Origin of the sequence: Sulfuricurvum sp. (genome assembly GCF_022759005.1) — a bacterium.
Lineage (GTDB): Bacteria > Campylobacterota > Campylobacteria > Campylobacterales > Sulfurimonadaceae > Sulfuricurvum.
On sequence record NZ_JAEMQA010000158.1, the window covers coordinates 1 to 3,408 of the forward strand.

Here is a 3,408-nt window from a genome sequence, read left to right on the forward strand (position 1 = left end):
TAATAAGTTTACTTTTTTTACGAAATTGGTATTTGATAAAATTATTTTTACTTTTGATAATAATGACACTTTAGAAATAATCAAAAAAGAGAAAAGAATAGAACTTATTTTAAATGAGAATGATAAAAGACCAGTTTCATTTATTTATCCTTCTAAAGAGATGGATAGAGAAATGAAAGACTTTTTACCTTCTCGTATGATTGAAGATTTTACACCACGCTTTATACGAAGAGTAGGTGCGGATCGATGGCTTAATGAATTATCAGGTGAACGATTAACAACGGAAGAGATACTAGAAAAATACAACAACGAATTTCCTGAGCATATTTTAGAACGGATTAATGGGAAAATTCCTAAAGAACTTTCCCGATTTTTGAAAGCAATGAGTGTCTATTTTATCCAAGAACAACGACTGATTTTACGACAGCCTATCTCTGACCATCGTATGAGAGAAGAAATTGTTATTACCGATAGCATCGAAAAATATTCCAAAGAATTAAGTAAACTTATTAAACAAAAAATTGGTGAATACGCACAAATCACGCAATCGCTTGATAATAGTTTTCCAAAAAGACTTTTTGGACAAAATAGTAACTCTTTTTCTATTGAGGAATTAAAAGTTAAATTAACCGCATTACAAACAAAACGACAAAAAATTTCAGAATACGGTTTATTAAAATTGGATGATGATAGTTCACTTTTAGCAAGTGAACGTATTGATGAGAGTGAAAAAAAAGCATTGTCTCTCTATATTGCAGATAATGAAACAAAACTTTCTGTCTTTGATGCTCTAGTGCAAAAAATAGAGCTTTTTACGCAAATACTCAATGAACGACGGTTTACTTTTAAATCTATTGAAATAGACAAAGAACAGGGATTTATCTTCAAAACCAAAAAAGGGGATATCCTCAAGCTGACTGAACTCTCTTCGGGTGAACAGCATGAGGTTGTTTTACTTTTTGAACTTCTTTTTAATGTTAAAGAGAATTCATTAGTCCTTATTGATGAGCCTGAAATATCACTTCACGTCGTATGGCAAAAAGCATTTTTGAGAGATATAGAAGAGATTATTAAGCTCCAAAAAATAGATATAGTCATTGCGACCCATTCACCCTTTATTATTGATGAAAGATGGGATTTGACCGTTAATTTGGAGGAGTCTGAAATTGTCAAATAGTCTAAGAGAAACGGCTAATGAGTTATCTTCTAAGTTAGTTGCTATTCGATTAATACTCAACTATCCGTCTAATGAAGCGAAAGTTTTTGTATTACTTGAGGGCGAAACAGATATTAGATTGTTCAAAAAGCTTTTTGATCTGAATAAAGTTGAAGTAGACTCACTCCAAGGAAAAGAGAAAGTCATTCAAGCTCTCCAAATATTACTTACTGAAGGCTATTCTCAGGTTATTGGTATTAAAGATGCAGATTTTGACCATTTAGAAGAAACTCAAGCCATAGAAAATCTATTTACAACCGATTACCATGACATGGAAGTATCGATGATAGAATCGGATGCTTTACAATCACTTATTTGTGAATACGCACATACACAATCGAATAACGCTGAATTTCTCTCAAATCTTAAAAAAAACATTTATGATAGTGCAATCACTATTGGTTATTTGCGATGGTTTAATCATAAGCAAATCAGCAATAAACTCTTGTTTAAGAACTTGGATTTTAAGATTTTTGTGCAACAAAATGATTACCAATTGAATCTTGATAAAGAAAAATTATGTGCACGATTACTTGATGATTCCAAAAAGAAAAATTCTGCTTTATCAATAGCTTCTCAAGAGTTAGACGATGCAATACTGCATTTGAAAACACTATCAGCAGATAAATTACAAATCTGTTGTGGGCATGATTTAACTAAACTCATTGCTTTGGCATTAGGCAATAATCTTAATGGTGATAAAATTGAAAGTGCTTTAAGACTATCGTATTCATTAGACTATTTTAAAAAAACTAACTTATATGTGTCCCTAATGAATTGGTCATCCAATTCACACAAAACATTATTTGCATCTTAACTTCATAAAGGGCTACTTCGTGGATAAAAAATCGATTTTGGACTATACCAAAGGGGAACTTGCTTCAATGGTGAAACCCTCGTTTCGTGCTAAACAAATCTGGGGATGGATCTATCATCAATACGCCCAGAGTTTTGAGGTGATGGCTAATTTGCCCAAAGCGATGCGGGAATCATTGGCACAGGAATATACCCTTATGCCGTTGAAAATCGCGCGCAAAGAGTGTTCCACCGATGGGACAATTAAATATCTTTTTGAACTGGGTGATGGAAAAACCATCGAGACCGTCTGGCTGAAGATGAAAGAGGAGAGCATCGATGAGGAGGGAAACATTGAGCAGGAAGCTCGTTTCACCGTCTGTGTCTCGACCCAAGTGGGATGCAAAGTGGGGTGTTCGTTTTGTCTCACGGCTAAGGGGGGATTTACCCGTGACCTAACCGCCGGGGAGATTGTCGCCCAAGTGTTGGCGGTCAAAATGGACAATGGTTTAGCTGCCCATCGACGGCTTAATATCGTCTATATGGGGATGGGGGAGCCACTGGATAATTTGGACAATCTCGCTCGTGCGATTACGATTTTTAAAGATGAAGAGGGTCTTAGCATCAGTGGAAAACGCCAAACGGTCTCGACCAGTGGTTTAAGTAGTAAGATTGATAAATTGGGACAAATGGATTTGGGCGTTCATATCGCGATCAGTCTTCATGCCGTGGATGATGAGCTTCGTAGCGAACTTATCCCCATGAACAAAGCGTACAACATCGCCTCCATCATCGAGGCGGTCAAACGGTTCCCCATCGATACACGCAAACGGGTGATGTTTGAGTATCTCGTGATCAAAAACAAAAACGATGATTTGGTCTCTGCCAAAAAATTGGTCAAACTGTTGCATGGGATTAAAGCTAAGGTCAATCTCATCTATTTCAACCCCTACGAGGGATCAGACTATGGTCGTCCTACCCGTGCGGATATGGTAGCGTTTCAAGAGTATTTGGTTAATCATGGGGTGTTGTGTACCATCCGTGACTCCAAAGGGTTGGATATTAGTGCGGCGTGTGGTCAGCTCAAAGAGAAAGAGTTGTCCAAAGAGGGTGTTTAATAAAGCGCGGTATACTGCGCGTGGGCTTCCCGCCGAGGGAAACAGAGTGTTAGCGCAACTATCGGGATGTATTATAAAAAGGAAACATATGTCAGGAATGGATTGGGTGCAAATGGGGTTTATCGCGGTAGTGGTTTTGGGTGGTTTGGGTGGTTTTGTGTGGGCAGTGATGAAAGAGGATTAAGGCTCTTTCTCACTTTTTTTATGATATAATTCGCTTCTCATTTAGAGAATTTTTGCGAAAGGATCAAGTCGATGCCAAAAATGAAATCGGTTAAA

The 3,408-nt window shown here is 37.0% G+C and carries 3 protein-coding genes; all 3 read left to right on the plus strand.

Annotated elements, in window-relative coordinates; genetic code table 11:
- The coding region (locus JHC35_RS09295; protein WP_295044618.1) for an AAA family ATPase at positions 1 to 1,177 on the plus strand (1,177 nt) is incomplete at its 5' end.
- On the plus strand, positions 1,167 to 2,033 hold the full coding sequence (locus JHC35_RS09300) for a DUF4435 domain-containing protein (RefSeq protein WP_295044621.1): 867 nt from the start codon (positions 1,167 to 1,169) through the stop codon (positions 2,031 to 2,033). The genes JHC35_RS09295 and JHC35_RS09300, both read left to right, overlap by 11 nt.
- A 19-nt stretch (positions 2,034 to 2,052) precedes the next feature.
- Positions 2,053 to 3,129 (plus strand): 23S rRNA (adenine(2503)-C(2))-methyltransferase RlmN, encoded by a 1,077-nt coding sequence (gene rlmN / locus JHC35_RS09305; protein WP_295044623.1) that lies wholly within the window; start codon positions 2,053 to 2,055, stop codon positions 3,127 to 3,129.
- The last annotated feature ends 279 nt before the right edge of the window (positions 3,130 to 3,408 follow it).